Annotated in this window: 14 protein-coding genes; 12 read left to right on the top strand and 2 right to left on the bottom strand. The window is 71.4% G+C overall.

Annotation, left to right across the window (positions count from 1 at the left end):
• Positions 1-56 precede the first annotated feature (56 nt).
• Positions 57-881, top strand: coding sequence for a Fic family protein (locus tag ACZ5SK_RS14260; protein WP_361704730.1), 825 nt, complete (start codon positions 57-59; stop codon positions 879-881).
• A 386-nt stretch (positions 882-1,267) separates the two neighbouring features.
• Here the strand turns inward: ACZ5SK_RS14260 and ACZ5SK_RS14255 are convergent, their stop codons facing one another.
• Positions 1,268-2,107, bottom strand: coding sequence for an HAD family hydrolase (locus ACZ5SK_RS14255; RefSeq protein WP_319672377.1), 840 nt, complete (start codon positions 2,105-2,107; stop codon positions 1,268-1,270).
• Positions 2,108-2,678: 571 nt separating this feature from the next.
• Between ACZ5SK_RS14255 and ssd the strand changes: the two genes are divergently transcribed.
• From ssd to ACZ5SK_RS14220, 7 genes are all read left to right on the top strand, one after another.
• Positions 2,679-3,791: a septum site-determining protein Ssd gene (gene ssd, locus ACZ5SK_RS14250; RefSeq protein WP_334578254.1), complete on the top strand. Its 1,113-nt coding sequence runs from the start codon at positions 2,679-2,681 to the stop codon at positions 3,789-3,791.
• Positions 3,788-4,996, top strand: a complete 1,209-nt coding sequence (locus ACZ5SK_RS14245; RefSeq protein ID WP_334578253.1) for a TadA family conjugal transfer-associated ATPase — start codon at positions 3,788-3,790, stop codon at positions 4,994-4,996. The genes ssd and ACZ5SK_RS14245 overlap by 4 nt, the downstream gene beginning before the upstream one ends.
• Positions 4,989-5,849, top strand: coding sequence for a type II secretion system F family protein (locus tag ACZ5SK_RS14240; protein ID WP_334578252.1), 861 nt, complete (start codon positions 4,989-4,991; stop codon positions 5,847-5,849). Before ACZ5SK_RS14245 ends, ACZ5SK_RS14240 begins: the two co-directional genes overlap by 8 nt.
• 57 nt (positions 5,850-5,906) lie before the next feature.
• Complete coding sequence (locus tag ACZ5SK_RS14235; protein ID WP_334578251.1) at positions 5,907-6,692, top strand: type II secretion system F family protein; 786 nt, start codon at positions 5,907-5,909, stop codon at positions 6,690-6,692.
• Between the two features lie 190 nt (positions 6,693-6,882).
• Positions 6,883-7,092, top strand: a complete 210-nt coding sequence (locus ACZ5SK_RS14230) for a DUF4244 domain-containing protein (protein ID WP_334578250.1) — start codon at positions 6,883-6,885, stop codon at positions 7,090-7,092.
• 58 nt (positions 7,093-7,150) lie between these two features.
• Positions 7,151-7,501, top strand: a complete 351-nt coding sequence (locus tag ACZ5SK_RS14225; protein ID WP_334578249.1) for a TadE family type IV pilus minor pilin — start codon at positions 7,151-7,153, stop codon at positions 7,499-7,501.
• Positions 7,498-8,016, top strand: a complete 519-nt coding sequence (locus ACZ5SK_RS14220; RefSeq protein ID WP_334578248.1) for an Rv3654c family TadE-like protein — start codon at positions 7,498-7,500, stop codon at positions 8,014-8,016. The genes ACZ5SK_RS14225 and ACZ5SK_RS14220 overlap by 4 nt, the downstream gene beginning before the upstream one ends.
• On the opposite strand, the gene ACZ5SK_RS14215 is transcribed toward ACZ5SK_RS14220, so the two are convergent.
• Positions 7,928-10,435, bottom strand: a complete 2,508-nt coding sequence (locus ACZ5SK_RS14215; protein WP_334578247.1) for a DEAD/DEAH box helicase — start codon at positions 10,433-10,435, stop codon at positions 7,928-7,930. The two genes, ACZ5SK_RS14220 and ACZ5SK_RS14215, sit on opposite strands and share 89 nt — an antisense overlap.
• Before the next feature lie 81 nt (positions 10,436-10,516).
• Between ACZ5SK_RS14215 and bldG the strand changes: the two genes are divergently transcribed.
• The 4 genes from bldG to ACZ5SK_RS14195 all read left to right on the top strand — a co-directional run bounded on the left by bldG (position 10,517) and on the right by ACZ5SK_RS14195 (position 14,963).
• Complete coding sequence (gene bldG, locus ACZ5SK_RS14210; protein WP_009189842.1) at positions 10,517-10,858, top strand: anti-sigma factor antagonist BldG; 342 nt, start codon at positions 10,517-10,519, stop codon at positions 10,856-10,858.
• Between the two features lie 116 nt (positions 10,859-10,974).
• A complete protein-coding gene (locus tag ACZ5SK_RS14205) occupies positions 10,975-11,409 on the top strand; it encodes an ATP-binding protein (protein WP_361704719.1) in 435 nt (144 codons plus the stop codon).
• A gap of 354 nt (positions 11,410-11,763) precedes the next feature.
• Positions 11,764-14,169, top strand: a complete 2,406-nt coding sequence (locus tag ACZ5SK_RS14200; RefSeq protein WP_468576041.1) for a sodium-translocating pyrophosphatase — start codon at positions 11,764-11,766, stop codon at positions 14,167-14,169.
• A gap of 194 nt (positions 14,170-14,363) precedes the next feature.
• Entirely contained in the window at positions 14,364-14,963 is a 600-nt protein-coding gene (locus ACZ5SK_RS14195) for a small secreted protein (RefSeq protein WP_334578244.1), read from the top strand.
• The last annotated feature ends 53 nt before the right edge of the window (positions 14,964-15,016 follow it).

Raw genomic sequence — 15,016 nt, 5'->3', positions numbered from 1 at the left:
GTGAAGAAGACCACTCCTTCGTGGGGCACGCGCCCGGGGTGCGTAATGTCGTACTCATGAGTACGACAGGCGCGTCCGCCGATCCGCTTGCGGCCCTGGGCTCGTTGCCCGGTGTGGCCGAGTCCGTGGAGTCCGTGCGCAAGGCCGTGGACCGGGTCTACGGGCACCGGGTCATGCGCCGCCGCAGCACCGAGATCACCTCCGAGGCGGCCCTGCGCGGCGCCCGCGGGTCGGCGGCGCTCTCCGGGGCGGACTGGGCGCTGGAAGAGGTGCGCCGGCGCACCGACTTCGGCGTCGACGACGAGGCGCGGGTCATGGGCGCCGCTCTGCGGCTGACCGCCGAGGCGGGTCAGCTGCTGTCCATCTGGAGGCAGTCGCCGCTGCGCGTGCTGGCGCGGCTGCACCTGGTGGCCGCGGCGAGCAACGATGACGAGGTCGGACGTCCACGGCAGTCCGGCGAGGCGGTCGACGAGCCGCTGATCGAGCTTTCGTTGCCCAGCGCTGCCGAGCTGGCCGGACGCCTGGAAGGGCTGTCCGAGCTGATCATCACGGGAGGGTCCGCTCCCGCCCTGGTGACAGCCGCCGTCGTGCACGGCGAGCTGCTGGCCCTGCGCCCCTTCACGTCCCACAACGGCCTGGTCGCGCGGGCCGCCGAGCGCATCGTGCTCATCGGCAGCGGCCTCGACCCCAAGTCGGTCTGCCCAGCCGAGGTAGGGCACGCGGAGCTGGGGCGGGCGGCCTATCTGGCCGCACTCGACGGTTATGTCTCCGGCACCCCGGACGGCATGGCGGCCTGGATCACGCACTGCGGGAGGGCGGTCGAGCTGGGCGCCCGCGAGTCGACGGCGGTCTGCGAGGCACTGCAGCGCGGGGCGGCGTAAGACTCCACGCGCGCGTGGAGCGCGGTCACGGAAAATCCACTGCAAGGCCACGAGAAAGGCCCCCACGCGGGGGGCCTCGCAAAGGGTTGCGGCGGTACGAGTCCTCGTACCGCCGCTGGCATGCTCACCCGGTTACCAAGCGTCCTCGATATGTTGCCCATCAGGCCGGGAACTTCGCCCGTGACCTGGTGCGGCTGGCCCGTAATCGACGGGTCGACGTCGCGTGGGTGCCCAGTGGTCATGCGCGGTCCGTGGGGCCAAATGCGTTATTAAGGTGATCCTCTCGGATGTCCTTGGTCTCGCGGGCCGTTAACTCCTTTGTACTCCAGGACCCGGACAAGCGGAAGTGGTGGCACCAGTTCTTTGCTTTTGCGTCCAAACGGGTTTTAAACGGGCAGCGTCGCTGCTCGACGACGGCTGGCGTACCAGACGAGACCCGCGGTGGCCGCCGCCGCGCCTATGGCCGCGGCCGCGACGAGCGCTGGGCGGGGCGGTACCGAGAACCGGGGGATGCGCTGCTTGAGGCGCACCGGCCGGTGGAAGTCGAGAATCGGCCAGCCGCGCGCGACGGCCTCGCGGCGCAGGGCCCGGTCCGGGTTCACCGCGTGCGGGTGTCCCACGGCCTGCAGCATGGGCAGGTCCGTTGCCGAGTCGCTGTACGCGTAGCAGCGCGAGAGGTCGTATCCCTCGGACTCCGCCAGCTCCTTGACCGCCTCCGCCTTTGTCGGCCCGTAGGCGTAGTACTCCACCTCGCCGGTGAAACAGCCGTCCTCGCCCACGACCATCCGGGTGGCGACCACGCGGTCCGCGCCGAGCAGTTCGCCGATCGGCTCGACCACCTCGGCGCCGGACGTGGACACGATGACGACGTCACGGCCGGCGGTGTGATGCTCCTCGATCAGGGAGGCCGCCTCGTCGTAGATGAGCGGGTCGATCAGGTCGTGAAGGGTCTCGGCGACGATTTCCTTCACCTGCTGGACGTTCCAGCCGCGCACGAGGGCGGACAAGTACTCGCGGGTCCGCTCCATCTGGTCATGGTCCATACCGCCCACGAGGAAGACGAACTGGGCATATGCGGTCCGCAAGGCGGCCCTGCGGTTGATCAGGCCGCCTTGGTAGAACGACTTGCTGAAGGTGAGCGTGCTCGACTTCGCAATGACCGTCTTGTCCAGGTCAAAGAAGGCAGCTGTGCGAGGCAAGGAGTGGTTTTCCACAAGCAAGAGCATAGGGGCAGCCCATTCGGCGTAAGGTGGGCGCGTGGGTTTGCCTGAGAGGGCTCTCGGGTACACCATGGAAGTCACGGATCGTTCGCGACCGTGCTAACCCGGTCCGGCTCCTCCCCCCCCGAGTCGGCCGTGGAGACGACCCCCGCTCTCCCCCCCGGCGGGGGTCGTCGCATGTCCGGGTGGGTTTTCTCCTTCTATGCGCGGCCGTGGCGCCGCACCGAGGCGGCTCCGGCCGCCTCTTTCGCATGCCCACCTCTCCTCACTGTGCGTAGTCGTCGGACTGCTCTGTGGGAGTCGTGCACAGGCTGATGCAGGGCTCACCGGTGTGGGTGATGGCGATATTCACAACAGCCCACTCATCCACAGTTTTCCACCAAGATCCACACGATTTCCGGGTTCGCTGCACCGTGATTCCGACACGTCCGCTCGTGCCGACTTCACATGACCGGTTCCGTTTGCCGGACGTGTGCGGTCGGTTTCTGCCGGCCGTTCATATGGAGACCGGATGCGGTTCTTCACACGTTTGGGAATCGCGGGGCCGCAGGGACTGCGCGACCCGCAGCGAAGGGGGATGGAAATCGTGACCGGAGCCGTCACACACGACCCGCCGCCCACCGCCGGAGGCCGGCCGGGCAAGCCACTGATCGTCACGGAGGACGCGGAACTCCTCGACGACCTGCTGCGCCTGTGCGCCGCGGCCGGCGCCACGCCCGAGGTGCACCCCTCGGTGCCGCACCAGCGGGGCGGTTGGGAGTCCGCGCCGCTCATCCTCGTCGGCGACGACGCGGCACGCCGGGTGCGCGGGGCCGCCCGCAGACGAGGAGTGGTCCTCGTCGGACGCGACCAGGACGACTCCGGGGTGTGGCAGCGCGCCGTGGAGATCGGCGCCGACCACGTCCTGATGCTCCCCGACGGCGAACAATGGCTGGTCGACCGCATCGCCGATGTCGCCGAAGGAGTCGGCAGGCCCGCGCTCACCGTCGGCGTCATCGGCGGCCGCGGCGGCGCCGGAGCGTCCACGCTCGCGTGTGCCCTCGCCGTCACCTCCGCGCGCGAGGGGCTGCGCAGCCTCCTGGTGGACGCCGATCCGCTGGGCGGCGGACTCGACGTACTCCTGGGCGGCGAAAGCGCGGAAGGCCTGCGCTGGCCCGCGTTCGCGGCCTCGCGCGGCCGGGTCGGCGGCGGCGCTCTGGAGGAGTCCCTGCCGAGCCTGCACTCGCTGCGGGTGCTGAGCTGGGACCGGGGCGACTGTGTCGCCATCGCGCCCCAGGCCGTGCGCGCGGTGCTCGCGGCGGCCCGGCGCCGGGGCGGCACCGTCGTCGTCGACCTGCCGCGCCGCATCGACGACGCAGTCGCCGAGGTCCTGGCCCAACTCGACCTCGGGCTCCTGGTGGTCCCCGCCGAGCTGCGCGCTGTCGCGGCGGCCGGACGCGTGGCCTCCGCCGTCGGCATGGTCCTGCGCGACCTGCGGGTGGCGGTGCGCGGCCCCTACGCGCCCGGCCTCGACGACAGCGAGGTGGCCCGGCTGCTCGGACTGCCACTGGCCGGTGAGGTGCCCGTCGAGTCGGCACTGCTGCGCCCGGACGGCGGCAAGGCACCGCCGGGCGCGAGCGCACGCGGGCCCCTCGCCCGCTTCTGCAAGGAGTTCTGGGAGCGCGCGCTGACCGAGGCGGGTGGCTCATGAACACCCCGCTCGGGCTTGAACGCATGCGGGCCTCCGGGACCCTGCTCGACGGCGTACGGCAGTGGCTCGCCGAGAGCGGGGCAGAGCCGACACCCGCGCGCGTGGCCCAGGCGCTGCGCGAACAGGGGCGGGTCCTCGGCGACGCGGAAGTCCTCGGAGCGGCCGAGCAACTGCGCTCCGAACTGATCGGCAGCGGGCCCCTCGAGCCGCTGCTCACCGACCCCCGGGTGACGGACGTGCTGGTGTCGGCCCCGGACCGGGTCTGGGTCGACCGGGGCGGCGGCCTGGAACTGACCGGCGTCTCCTTCCCCGACGCCGCGGCCGTACGACGCCTCGCACAGCGCCTGGCCGCCGTGGCCGGACGGCGCCTGGACGACGCCCGGCCCTGGGCCGACGCCAGGCTGCCCGACGGGACACGACTGCACGCCGTGCTGCCCCCGGTCGCCGTCGGCTGCACCTGCCTGGCACTGCGCGTCGTACGGCCGCGCGCGTTCACGCTCGACGAACTGGTGGCCGCGGGCACCGTTCCGCCGGGCGGGGACCGGGTGTTGCGGGCCCTGGTGCGGGCACGGCTGTCCTTCCTGGTCAGCGGCGGCACCGGCAGCGGCAAGACAACCCTGCTGAGCGCGCTGCTCGGCCTGGTCGGGCCGGGGGAGCGGATCGTGCTCGCGGAGGACTCGGCGGAGCTGCGCCCGGATCATCCGCACGTCGTCCGCTTGGAGACCAGACCCGCCAACCAGGAGGGAGCGGGGCTCGTCACGCTCGAGGACCTGGTGCGGCAGGCCCTGCGGATGCGGCCCGATCGGCTCGTCGTGGGCGAGGTACGCGGGCCGGAGGTCGTCCACCTGCTGGCCGCGCTCAACACGGGCCACGAGGGCGGCTGCGGCACGGTCCACGCCAACGCCGCCGCGGACGTCCCCGCCCGGCTGGAGGCGCTCGGCACGGCGGCCGGACTCGACCGGGCCGCGCTGCACAGCCAGTTGGCGGCTGCCCTGTCGGTGGTCCTGCACCTCGTACGCGACCTGGCCGGGCGGCGACGGATCGCCGAGGTGCACGTGCTGGAACGGGACCCGTCAGGGCTCGTGCGGACCGTGCCGGCCCTGCGGTGGCGGGCGGACGCCTTCGCCCGCGAACGGGGCTGGGAGCGGCTGCGGGAGCTGCTGAGCGACGAGAACGACGGAGGCACGGGTGAGTGGGATGAGTGAGGTGCCGATGGCTGCGGCGGTGGCCTGTGCCGGGGCGGCGGCCTGGCTGCTGGGCGGACCCTACTCGGGGGCCGGGCGGGCGCAGCTGCTGCTGGCCGGAGGCGGGGTGGTCGGCAGCGGTCCCCCGTCGTGGCGGTGCCTGACCGGCGAGCTGCACAGGCTCCGGGGACGGTGGCGGCCCGAGTGGTGGGCGCCGGCGGCCGGACTGGTCCTTGCGGTGCTGGGCGGCTCGGTGCTGCCGGTCCTCGCGGGGGCGGCCGGGGTCCCGCTGCTGCGCCGGGCGCGGCGGACCGCCCAGGAACGGCGGGCGGGAGAGAGCCGAGGGGACGCGGTGATCGCGCTGTGTGCGGCACTGGCCGGGGAAGTGCTCGCCGGCCGGCAGCCCGGGGAGGCGCTGCAGCGGGCCGCGCGGGACTCCGGAGGGCTGGGCGCGGCGCAGGCGCCGGTGCTGGCGGCGGCGCGGTTCGGCGGGGACGTACCCAAGGCTCTCTCCGTCGCTGCCCGGCAACCGGGGGCCGACGGGCTGTTGGGGCTCGCCGCCTGCTGGCGGGTGGCCGTGGACCAGGGCGCGGGCCTGGCGGCCGGACTCGACCGTCTCGAAGAGGCGTTGCGTGCGGAACGCGATCAACGGGCCGATCTACGCGCCCAGTTGGCGGGCCCGCGGGCCACGGTTGTGATGCTCGCCGGCCTGCCGGTCCTGGGCCTCCTGCTGGGGGCCGCCCTCGGCGCCGACCCGCTGCGGGTCCTGCTGCACACCGGAGCGGGGCTGGGCTGCCTGCTCGTCGGCGGTGTGCTGGAGGGCGCGGGGATGTGGTGGGCGCTGCGGATCGTGCGCACCGCGGAGGCGACGTGACGGGGCGGACGGCGTGGACGGCGGCGATGACGGATGGGTGACATGGACGGAGGTGGCATGAGTGCGGAAGTTGTCCACAGGCTGGGGGCGGCTGTGGGGATCGCGGCGGTTCTCTGGTGGCTGGGGCGGTGGCTGGAGACCGTGCGACGCGAACGCAGGGCACGGCGGCGCCTGGCCGGGCTGCTGGCCACGGAGACGGCGGCGGACGTCCGGACCTCGTCCCTGCGGGAGGCCGTACGGCGATGGCTTCCCGAGGTGTCGGTGGTGGGCGCCGGATGGGTGGTGGTCGGCGGTGTCGCCGGTCTTCTGCTCGGGCTGATCGGCGCGGTGGGGCTCGGACGCTGGCGTCGTCGGCAACAGGCGGCGGGTGCGGTGAGCGAGGCCGACGCCAGGCTCGCCGCGCGGCAACTCCCGCTCGCCGCCGACCTGCTGGCCGCATGCATCGCGGCCGGCGCCGGTCCGGTCATCGCGGCGCAGGCCGTGGGTGAGGCCCTGGGCGGTCCCGTAGGGGAGGGACTGGCGAAGGGTGCCGCAGAGGTACGGCTGGGCGGTGAACCGGGCACGGCGTGGCGGCGACTGGCCTTGCTGCCGGGCGCGGCGGCCCTGGCCCGGTTGCTGGAGCGGGCCGATGTGTCGGGGCTGCCGGCTGCCGGACCCGTCGCGCGACTCGCCGCCGACACCCGTGCCGAGTGGGCGCGCGCCGCGACGGCTCGGGCGCGGCGGGCGGCCGTCATGGTCACCGCACCGGTGGGCCTGTGCTTTCTGCCCGCCTTCATCACGATCGGCGTGCTGCCCATCGTGATCGGGCTCGCGGGCGGGGTTCTGGAAGGGGGTGGGCGATGACGGCGCGATACCGGCGAACGCCGAACCGGGAGTAACGCGAGAACAGCAGTGACGCCAGAACAGAGCAGTGACGCCAGAACAGAGCAGTGACGCCGGAACAGCAGCGGCGCGAGACGGCAGATCAACGCAACGGATCGACACGACAGGTCGACACGACAGATCAACACGACTGAACCTCACGGGGGTTGAGATGTACAAGACAATGCGGGCGCGGCTGTGCGCCCTGGTGTGCAGGGCGCGTGCGACGCGCAAGGACGCGGGGATGGTGACGTCCGAGTACGCGATGGGGATCGTGGCGGCCGTGGGATTCGCGGTGCTCCTCTACCAGGTGGTGACGAGCGATGCGGTCGACGCCCAGCTCCAGGACATCGTGAAACGGGCGCTCAGTGCGGGCGCGTGAGCCTCGACGGGAGCCCCGGCGCGCGGGCCGACGGGCGTTCGTCGGGGACCGGGGGTTCGTGACGGCGGAGTCGGCCGTCGCGCTGCCGGTGCTGGCGGCGTTCGCGCTGGCGCTGGTGTGGGGGTTGCTCGCGATGGCCGTTCAGATCCAGTGCGTGGACGCGGCCAGGACCGGCGCTCGGGCGGCGGCCCGGCAGGACCCCGCCGACGCGGTTCTGAAGGTGACCCGTGAGACGGCGCCGCGCGGGGCTCAGGTGACGGTCGGCCGGGAGGGCGACCAGGTCCGCGTGGTGGTCGTGGCGAAGCCGCCGGTGCTGCGGGGGATGCTGCCCTTCGAAGTGCGGGAAGAGGCCGTGGCGGCGGCGGAGGAGGCCGTGGGAGCGGCGCCGGGCGCGGAGGCGGGGTCATGAAGGTCCGTGGCCGTGGCGGGCGCCGTGGGCGTGGGGACCGTGGCTCCGCCAGCGTGTGGAGCGTCGGTGCGATCGCCGTGCTGTGCGTGGTGTTCGGGGCCGTGCTCGCCCTCGGCCAGGCCGTGGTGGCCCGGCACCGGGCCGCGGGCGGCGCCGACCTCGCGGCGCTCGCGGCAGCCGACCACTGGCCGGACGGCGTCGAGCAGGCCTGTGCCCGGGCGGACCGGGTGGCCCGGGCACAGAGCGCGCGACTGGTGCGGTGCGCCGTCGTCGGCGAGATCTCGGACGTGACGGCGGCATCGGGGCGGGGACTGTTCGCGGCCGAGGTCAGGGCGCGGGCGGGCCCGGCGGACGCCGTCCCGCCGGTGCCGCCGGGCCCGGCGGACGCCGTCCCGCCGGTGCCGCCGGGCCCGTCCCCTGTGCCCCCTACGGCTCCCGGGTCCCCTGTGACCCTTCCGCCTCATGTTCCCCCGTCTCGGCCTTCTCCTCGGGAGCCTCCCGCAGCAGTTCCGTGAGCAGGCGTACGGCGCCCTTCTTGTGCAGCGGGTCGTTGCCGTTGCCGCACTTGGGGGACTGGATGCAGGACGGGCAGCCGGCGTCGCACTCGCAGGAGGCGATGGCCTGGCGGGTGGCGGTCAGCCAGGCGCGGGCGGTGTGGAAGGCGCGCTCCGCGAAGCCCGCGCCGCCGGGATGGCCGTCGTAGACGAAGACCGTCGGCAGCAGCGTGTCGGGGTGAAGCGGGACCGACACGCCGCCGATGTCCCAGCGGTCGCAGGTCGCGAACAGGGGCAGCATGCCGATCGAGGCGTGTTCGGCGGCGTGCAGGGCCCCGCCGAGGATCTCGGGGTTGATCCGGGCGGCGTCCAACTGGTCCTCGGTGACCGTCCACCACACCGCGCGGGTGCGCAACGTACGAGGAGGGAGGTCGAGCTTCGACTCGCCCAGGACTTCACCGGTGATGACACGTCGACGCAGGAAGGAGACGACCTGGTTGGTGACTTCGACCGAGCCGTAGCACAACCGGCCCTGGCCCCAGGGGATTTCGAGGTCCGTCTCCAGGACGGAGATCGACGTCGTGTCGCGGGCGACCGTCGAGTACGACGGGCTGGCCTCCTCGACCAGGGCGACGGAGTCCTCCAGGTCCAAAGAACGCACGAGATACGTGCGGCCCTGGTGGAGGTGGACCGCGCCCTCGTGGACGGTCGTGTGGGAGGCGCCCGCGTCGACCGTGCCGAGCAGTCGGCCCGTACCGGACTCGACGACCTGGACCGGCCGGCCGCCCTCGCCGCGGATGTCCGCGAGGTCGGCCGCCCGTTCCCGGCGCGTCCAGTGCCAGGCCCTGGTGCGGCGGCGCAGCAGCTTCGCGGCCTCCAGCTGCGGCAGCAGAGCCTCGGTCTCGGGGCCGAACAGGGGCAGGTCCTCGTCGGTCAGCGGGAGTTCCGCGGCCGCCGCGCACAGGTGCGGGGCGAGGACGTAAGGGTTGTCGGGGTCGAGGACCGTCGACTCCACGGGGCGGTCGAACAGCGCCTCCGGGTGGTGGACCAGGAAGGTGTCCAGGGGGTCGTCCCGGGCGATCAGCACCGCCAGCGCCCCCTGCCCGGAGCGGCCGGCCCGCCCCGCCTGCTGCCACAGGGACGCGCGCGTGCCCGGGTAGCCGGCGATGAGGACGGCGTCCAGACCGGAGACGTCGATGCCGAGTTCCAGGGCGGTCGTGGCGGCCAGGCCGAGGAGTTCGCCCGAGTGCAGGGCCTGCTCCAGGGCGCGCCGCTCCTCGGGGAGGTAGCCGCCGCGGTACGCCGCGACACGCCGGGCGAGTGAGCGGTCGACCTCGGCTAGGCGCTCCTGGGCGATCACCGAGATCAGCTCGGCGCCGCGCCGGGAGCGAACGAAGGCGACGGTGCGCACGCCCTGGACGGCGAGGTCGGTCAGCAGGTCGGCGGTCTCGGCGGTGGCGGTACGCCGGACGGGCGCGCCCTTCTCGCCCAGCATCTCGGTGAGTGGAGGCTCCCAGAGGGCGAACACCAGTTCACCACGGGGTGAGGCGTCGTCGGCGACCTCGACCACCGGGAGGCCGGTGAGGCGGCCGGCGGCCACCGCGGGCTCGGCGGCCGTGGCGGAGGCCAGCAGGAAGACCGGGGAGGCGCCGTAGCGGGCGCACAGTCGGCGCAGTCGGCGCAGCACCTGGGCGACGTGCGAGCCGAACACACCGCGGTAGGTGTGGCACTCGTCGATGACGACGTACTTCAGCGACTTCAGGAAGGAGGACCAGCGAGGGTGGGACGGCAGGATGCCCCGGTGCAGCATGTCCGGATTGGTCAGGACGTAGTTGGCGTACTGGCGGATCCACTCGCGTTCCTCGAACGGAGTGTCGCCGTCGTACACGGCCGGCCGTACGGCATTGCCGAGAGGTTGTGAAAGTTCCTTCACAGAGCGGCACTGATCGGCCGCCAGGGCCTTCGTGGGGGCCAGGTAGAGCGTGGTGGCCCCGCGGCCGTTCGGGGCCTCGGAGCCGTCCAGGAGGGCCGAGAGGACCGGCATGAGGTAGGCCAGGGACTTGCCTGACGCGGTGCCCGTGGCGACGACCACGGAGTCACCGTCCAGGGCGTGCTCGGCGGCGCGGGCCTGGTGGGCCCAGGGGTGTTCGATGCCGCAGGCCTGCACGGCCGCGATGACCTCCGAACGAATCCGGTCGGGCCAGACGGCATGGCGGCCCGCGCGCGGGGGCAAGTGCTCCGTATGAGTGATGCGCGATGCCCGGTTCGGCCCCGGGGCGAGCCGGTCCAGGATCGCGCCCGGAGACAGGCGCGGCGCGGCCTCGGGCGAGGTTCGATCGGATCGGTGATTCTTGGCCATCGGCACCGAGTGTGTCACTGGCGTGACGGACAATGGAGCCAAGGCGTCGTGCACGCCTGCCGGTAAGTGATTGAATGCCATCGCGGCTGGCGTACCGTCCCGGGGGCTCCTGCCCAGGTGTCCCGAGGGGCGACCGCTCGATAGCAAGGTGCTGGAGGATCCGTGGACCTGTCCCTGTCGACCCGTACCGTCGGCGATCGTACGGTCGTCGAGGTCGGTGGCGAAATCGACGTATATACCGCGCCCAAGTTGCGCGAGCAGCTGGTCGAGCTGGTGAACGACGGCAATTTCCACCTTGTCGTCGACATGGAGGGCGTGGACTTCCTCGACTCCACCGGGCTCGGCGTGCTGGTCGGCGGACTGAAGCGGGTGCGTGCCCATGAGGGCTCGCTCCGGCTGGTCTGCAACCAGGAGCGTATTTTGAAGATCTTCCGCATCACTGGTCTGACCAAGGTGTTCCCGATTCACACCTCGGTCGACGAAGCGGTCGCTGCCACCGACTGACCACCCCGTCCCGGGCCGCCGAGCGCGGCCCGGGCACGGCTGGTCGAACAACATGGGGGGCCGGGCTTCGGTGGTCCGGCCCCCCGACAGCACGCCCGTAGTTCCGAGGGGGACGCATGGCCACCGTTGAACTCCGCTTCAGCGCGCTGCCCGAGCACGTCAGGACCGCCCGACTGGTGGCGGCAGCGGTGGCGCGCAGGGCCGGAGTGGACGAGGCCGTTCTCGACGAGGTCAGGCTCGCCGTCGGCGAGGCCTGCACCCGTGCCGTCGGACTGCACCAGAGCGGCGGCATCACCGCGCCCGTGAAGGTGCTGCTGATCGAGGAGGAGAAGCAGTTCTCCATCGAGGTCGGCGACGAGGCGCCGCGTTCGGCTCCCGGCGACCGGGTGCCCGGCTCCGGCGGGGAGGCCGACGCGGAGACCGAGGAGGACGAGATGGGCCTCGCGGTCATCAGCGGCCTCGTCGACGACGTCGAGGTCACCGCCGGGGAACACGGCGGACTCATCCGCATGACCTGGCCGAGCGCGTCGGCGACCGCGACGCTGGCCTGACTCCGCCCGACCGAGTCGCGCGCAACACTTCACCCGAAGGGCCCTACCTCGTAGGGCCCTTCGGCATGTGCGGACCTCGAAGACCGCGTTTACAGTGGTGCCGTGAAGTTAATCTTGGAATCTCGGTGAGTGAAGTGCGTGAATCTTGGCGGAGTGAATCTTGACGAGTGAATCTTCGCCACGAATATCGTGAACCAATTCACGAACGACAATGCCTTGAAGGCATTACCGCACGCGATCGTGCGGGTTTTGCGTGCGACGACGAATTCCGTTTACCGCGCACTGTTTTGATCAGGTTGCGGTACCTACAATCCGTCCACATCTTGAGCTCAGCCCAAGCGTCAAGGAGGACGAATGGCGGGGCTTTCTACCCCTCAGCGGTTGGACCACCCCACAACCCTCGCAGCCGCCGTGCTGACCGACGGCAACCGCCTGCTCGTGGTGGTCATCGCGGTCGTGGCGCTGGCTGCGCTCGTGGTCGCGGGCGTGCTAGTGCGTCAAGTGCTCGCGGCCGGCGAGGGCACCGACAGCATGAAGAAGATCGCGGCGGCGGTCCAGGAAGGCGCCAACGCCTATCTGGCCAGGCAGTTGCGCACACTCGGCGTATTCGCCGTCGTCGTGTTCTTCCTGCTCATGCTGCTGCCCGCGGACGACTGGAAACAGCGCGCCGGACGATCGATCTTCTTCCTGATCGGCGCGGCGTTCTCAGCGGCCACCGGTTATATCGGCATGTGGCTCGCCGTGCGCAGTAATGTGCGCGTCGCCGCGGCGGCCCGAGAAGCGACGCCGGCAGAAGGAGAACCCGAAAAGGATCTCACCACCGTCTCGCACCAGGCAATGAAGATCGCATTCCGTACGGGCGGCGTCGTCGGCATGTTCACGGTGGGGCTCGGTCTGCTCGGCGCCGCCTGCGTGGTGCTGGTGTACGCGGCCGACGCGCCGAAGGTGCTGGAGGGCTTCGGACTCGGTGCGGCCCTCATCGCCATGTTCATGAGGGTCGGCGGCGGCATCTTCACCAAGGCCGCCGACGTCGGCGCCGACCTGGTCGGCAAGGTCGAGCAGGGCATTCCGGAGGACGATCCGCGCAATGCCGCGACCATCGCCGACAACGTGGGCGACAACGTCGGCGACTGCGCGGGCATGGCCGCCGACCTCTTCGAGTCGTACGCCGTGACCCTGGTCGCCGCGCTGATTCTCGGCAAGGCGGCCTTCGGGGACGCCGGGCTCGCCTTCCCGCTGCTCGTGCCCGCGATCGGCGTGCTCACCGCCATGGTCGGCATCTTCGCGGTCGCCCCGCGTCGCGCCGACCGCAGCGGCATGTCCGCGATCAACCGGGGCTTCTTCATCTCCGCGGTGATCTCGCTGGTGCTGGTGGCCGTCGCGGTCTTCGTCTACCTGCCCGGCAAGTACGCCGACCTCGACGGTGTCACCGACGCCGCGATCCAGGGCAAGAGCGGCGACCCGCGCGTCCTCGCCCTCGTCGCGGTCGCGATCGGCATCCTGCTGGCCGCCGTCATCCAGCAGTTGACCGGCTACTTCACCGAGACCACCCGCCGCCCGGTGCGCGACATCGGCAAGTCGTCGCTGACCGGCCCCGCCACCGTCGTCCTCGCCGGGATCTCCGTCGGGCTCGAATCGGCCGTCTACACCGCCCTGTTGATCGGCCTGGGCGTGTACGGGGCGTTCCTGCTCGGCGGTACGTCGATCATGCTCGCGCTGTTCGCGGTGGCGCTGGCCGGCACCGGTCTGCTCACCACGGTCGGTGTGATCGTCGCGATGGACACCTTCGGACCGGTCTCCGACAACGCACAGGGCATCGCCGAGATGTCCGGCGACGTCGAAGGCGCGGGCGCGCAGGTGCTCACCAACCTCGACGCCGTCGGCAACACCACCAAGGCCATCACCAAGGGCATCGCCATCGCCACCGCCGTACTGGCGGCGTCGGCGCTCTTCGGGTCGTACCGGGACGCGATCACGACCGGCGCGCAGGACGTCGGCGAGAAGCTCTCCGGGGCCGGCGCGCCGATGAGCCTGATGATGGACATCTCGCAGCCCAACAACCTCGTCGGCCTCATCGCGGGCGCGGCGGTCGTCTTCCTCTTCTCGGGACTGGCGATCAACGCGGTGTCGCGGTCGGCGGGTTCCGTGGTCTACGAGGTGCGGCGGCAGTTCCGCGAGCACCCCGGGATCATGGACTACAGCGAGGAGCCGGAGTACGGCAAGGTCGTCGACATCTGTACCCGGGACGCCCTGCGCGAACTCGCCACCCCCGGACTCCTCGCCGTCATGGCGCCGATCTTCATCGGGTTCACGCTCGGTGTCGGCGCGCTCGGCTCGTTCCTGGCGGGCGCGATCGGCTCGGGCACGCTGATGGCGGTGTTCCTCGCGAACTCCGGCGGCGCGTGGGACAACGCCAAGAAACTCGTCGAGGACGGTCACCATGGAGGCAAGGGCAGCGAGGCCCATGCGGCCACGGTGATCGGGGACACGGTCGGCGACCCGTTCAAGGACACCGCCGGTCCCGCGATCAACCCGCTGCTGAAGGTCATGAACCTGGTGGCGCTGCTGATCGCGCCCGCGGTGATCAAGTTCAGCTACGGCGACGACAAGAGCGTCGGCGTACGGATCGTGATCGCGGTCCTCGCGCTCGCCGTCATCGTGGTCGCGGTGTACGTGTCCAAGCGGCGCGGCATCGCCGTAGGTGACGAAGACAACGCAGGAACGGCGTCCAAGTCGCCCGATCCGGCGGTGGTTTCGTAGATCTGCTCACCCCTTCCCAGTTCAAACGGCGGGCGGACGGCGCGTGTTGACGCGTCGTCCGCCTGCTGTGTCGCTCGTGTGCCCGTGTCGTGAGCCTTCTCTCTCTTGGTGCAAATGGCTTCAAAAGGCTGCATAGAGAACATTCGCCCTGGGGGTGTCGTGTGGTTGGCGTGTATGTTCCGGGGCCGAGAGCCATGGAAGGGACCAATCCGGTGAACAAGAAGCTCGCGGCCGCACTGTCCGGCGGTGCGGTACTGGTACTGGCGCTGTCCGGATGCAGCAGTGATGACGGAAACAAGGAGCTCGACGCCTGGGCCAAGCAGGTCTGCGACGCGCTCCCCGCGCAGGACGCGAAGGTCGACGCGGCCAACGCCGCGATCAAGCAGGCCGCCACGGACAACAACGCCCCGGCGAACGTCCAGAAGACCGACTCGCAGGCATTCCAGGACATGTCCGACGCCTACAGCGCGCTCGCCCAGGCCGTCCAGAAGGCCGGGTCGCCGCCCGGCGTCGACGAGGGCGAGAAGAAGCAGAAGGACGCCGTCTCGGCGCTCACCACCCTCTCGACCTCCTACGCCGCCCTGAAGAAGCAGGTCGACGCGCTGGACACGAAGGACCAGGGGAAGTTCGCCGACGGCCTGCAGGACATCGCCACCGACCTCGGCAAGCTCAGCAAGAGCGGAAACACCGCGCTGAAGAACCTCGAGCAGGGCGACGTCAAGGACGCCATGGCCAAGCAGGACAGCTGCAAGAAGGTAGCCACCTCCGCCTCGGCCCGCGCCACGACAAGCTGACACGCAACGAGAAGCTGAGACGCCACGACGATCTGAGACGCCACGACGATCTG

The organism is Streptomyces sp. NPDC031474, from assembly GCF_055581185.1.
Note: the sequence above shows the minus strand (reverse complement) of the source record. Positions and strands in the feature narration are given on the sequence as shown.

Excerpts from the sequence above, each read along its gene's own strand:
- ACZ5SK_RS14260 (WP_361704730.1), top strand. The coding sequence starts at position 57 with ATGAGTACGACAGGCGCGTCCGCCGATCCGCTTGCGGCCCTGGGCTCG.
- ACZ5SK_RS14255 (WP_319672377.1), bottom strand. The coding sequence starts at position 2,107 with ATGCTCTTGCTTGTGGAAAACCACTCCTTGCCTCGCACAGCTGCCTTC.
- ssd (WP_334578254.1), top strand. The coding sequence starts at position 2,679 with ATGGAAATCGTGACCGGAGCCGTCACACACGACCCGCCGCCCACCGCC.
- ACZ5SK_RS14245 (WP_334578253.1), top strand. The coding sequence starts at position 3,788 with ATGAACACCCCGCTCGGGCTTGAACGCATGCGGGCCTCCGGGACCCTG.
- ACZ5SK_RS14240 (WP_334578252.1), top strand. The coding sequence starts at position 4,989 with ATGAGTGAGGTGCCGATGGCTGCGGCGGTGGCCTGTGCCGGGGCGGCG.
- ACZ5SK_RS14235 (WP_334578251.1), top strand. The coding sequence starts at position 5,907 with ATGAGTGCGGAAGTTGTCCACAGGCTGGGGGCGGCTGTGGGGATCGCG.
- ACZ5SK_RS14230 (WP_334578250.1), top strand. The coding sequence starts at position 6,883 with ATGTACAAGACAATGCGGGCGCGGCTGTGCGCCCTGGTGTGCAGGGCG.
- ACZ5SK_RS14220 (WP_334578248.1), top strand. The coding sequence starts at position 7,498 with ATGAAGGTCCGTGGCCGTGGCGGGCGCCGTGGGCGTGGGGACCGTGGC.
- ACZ5SK_RS14215 (WP_334578247.1), bottom strand. The coding sequence starts at position 10,435 with ATGGCATTCAATCACTTACCGGCAGGCGTGCACGACGCCTTGGCTCCA.
- ACZ5SK_RS14205 (WP_361704719.1), top strand. The coding sequence starts at position 10,975 with ATGGCCACCGTTGAACTCCGCTTCAGCGCGCTGCCCGAGCACGTCAGG.
- ACZ5SK_RS14200 (WP_468576041.1), top strand. The coding sequence starts at position 11,764 with ATGGCGGGGCTTTCTACCCCTCAGCGGTTGGACCACCCCACAACCCTC.
- ACZ5SK_RS14195 (WP_334578244.1), top strand. The coding sequence starts at position 14,364 with ATGGAAGGGACCAATCCGGTGAACAAGAAGCTCGCGGCCGCACTGTCC.